Genomic DNA, 2,612 nt, shown 5'->3' on the forward strand with positions numbered 1-2,612 from the left:
AAGAAGGAAGAAGGAAGAAGGAAGAAGTAATAAATATTGAAGAAAAGAGGGAAAATAATAGATATAGCTGTCTATAATGAATTTTTAGCAGCTATTTTTAACTATCTCTGATAGAGATGCACTTTTTGTAGCATTCTTTTTTCATGCATGGTATTATCAATTGAAAAGGAGAGGGTTTAAACTTTTGGGGATTAATTATCAGTTATCAATTATCCATTATTCATTGGTAAATAATATTTATTTCATCAACTGAAGTAGGAGCTACTAATAACTGATAACTAAACAGACTCTATTTAGTCTCCATCCAATTTTTACCTCCATGAATATCTACTATTAAGGGTACTTTTAAATTGACGGCATTTTCCATTGTAGATTTAATTACTTGTTGCAATTCTTCCGACTCTAATGGTGGTACTTCAAATACTAATTCATCATGTACTTGTAACAATAATTTTGTCTGATAATTTTGCAATATTTCATTCAGTTTAATCATGGCTATTTTAATAATATCTGCACTTGAACCTTGAATTGGCGAATTAGCTGCTGCTCTTAAAATTTGAGCATCATTTTGACTGAGTTTTAATTGCTGTAAATTAATCTCTTCTATTTGTTTACCTTTTAGCTCGCGGAGAGTTTTAGATTCAAATTCAAAATAACGCCGACGACCTAATATTGTTTCCACATAACCTTGAGCGATCGCTTGTTTTTTCAAGTTATCTAAATAGGCAAATACTTGGGAATATTGTTGTTTATATCTTGCTAGAAATTGTTTACTTTCTTTGACTGTTATTTTGACAGACCTTGCTAATTTTTGCGCTCCCATTCCATAGATTACGCCAAAGTTTATTGTTTTACCGACTCGTCTTTCTTCTGGTGAATTTTTCTCTTTTTCAAATAATAGTTTGGCTGTGACTGTATGTACGTCTTGATTATTTTGATAAGCTTCTATTAAGACTGGTTCTTGACTCAAATGTGCTAAGATTCTTAATTCTATTTGGGAATAATCTGCTGATACTAATAACCAATCTTTTTTTGGCAGAAATGCTTGACGAATTTGCCGAGAAAATTTTGTACCTATGGGAATATTTTGTAAGTTTGGTTCGGAAGAGGATAAACGTCCTGTATCTGTTTGAGTTTGATTAAAGTTTGTATGTACTCTTTGAGTATCTGAACGAACTAATTTTGGTATGGCTTCGACATAAGTAGAAAAGAGTTTGTATAAGGTTCGATGATTTAATATTTCATCAATAATGGGATGATGTTCTGGTTCTGTTTGTAATTTTTCTAAGACTACTACATCTGTGGAGTAACCTGTTTTTATTCGGCGCGATTTTTTCTGATTTTGACTGAGTATTTCAAACAGGAGTTCGCTTAATTGAGATGGGGAGTTGAGGTTTAATAAGTCGCTGGTTTTTGCTTGATGAATTTGGTTTTCAATAGTTGCTAAGTCTTGTCTTTGTTCTTTTGATAATTTGTTTATGTATGCTTTTAGTATGGGGCTAGATATTGCTTTTTTTAATTCTTGTTGATTGGTAAATGAATTGGGGTCTATATTCTGAATTTCTGTTTTGAGATGTTCTTGTAGAGTTAGACTATCGACAGTTTGACAAGCTCTTTTTTCAATTTCACCTAAATCTTTTTGCAGTTGATTTGAGAATTTTTTGAGGTATTCAAGATCAATTCTAATTCCCTGAAGTTCCATTTCTGCTAAAACAGATTCTAAAGGTTGTTCTACATCTACTAATAATTTGTACAAAGATTTCTCAGTCGTTTGATTTTTCTGTGCATCTTTTTGCAGTTGACTTGATAATTTTTGCAGAGATGCAATGTCAATCTTAATTCCCTGAAGTTCCATTTCTGCTAAAACAGATTCTAAAGGTTTTTCTACATCTACTAATAATTTGTACAAAGATTTTTCAGCCACTTGATTTTTCTGAGCATCTTTATCTTTTTGCAGTTGACTTGATAATTTTTGCAGAGATTCAATGTCAATCTTAATTCCCTGAAATTCCATTTCTGATAAAACAGACTCTAAAGGTTTTTCTACATCCATTAATAATTTGTACAAAGATTTTTCAGTCTGTTGATTTTTCTGTGCATCTTTTTGCAGTTGACTTGATAATTTTTGCAGAGATGCAATGTCAATCTTAATTCCCTGAAGTTCCATTCCTGCTAAAACAGATTCTAAAGGTTGTTCTACATCTACATCTACTAATAATTTGTACAAAGATTTCTCTGGAGATTGATTTTTCCCGTCTTTTTGCAGTTGACTTGATAATTTTTTCAGAGACTCAATATTAATCTTAATTCCCTGATATTCCATTTCGGTTAAAACCGATTCTAAAGGTTTTTCTACATCTACTAATAAACGATATAAAGATTTCTCAGCCACTTGATTTTTCTGTGCGTCTTTTTGTAGTTGACTTGATAATTTTTGCAGAGATTCAATGTCAATCTTAATTCCTTGAGATGCCATTTCTGCTAAAACAGATTCTACAGGTTGTTCTACATCTACTAATAAACGATATAAAGATTTCTCTGGAGATTGATTTTTCTGAGCATCTTTATCTTTTTGCAGTTGAGATGATAATTTTTGCAGAGATTCAATATCA

1 protein-coding gene is annotated in these 2,612 nt (G+C 31.4%); it reads right to left on the minus strand.

The features are described 5' to 3' along the window. Positions 1 to 289: 289 nt before the first annotated feature. Positions 290 to 2,612, minus strand: a 2,323-nt coding sequence (locus tag AFK68_RS02500; RefSeq protein ID WP_246843949.1) for a DNA polymerase, incomplete at its 5' end; no start/stop codon positions are given.

This window comes from Hydrocoleum sp. CS-953, from assembly GCF_002260545.1.
In the GTDB taxonomy this organism is placed as follows: domain Bacteria; phylum Cyanobacteriota; class Cyanobacteriia; order Cyanobacteriales; family Microcoleaceae; genus Trichodesmium.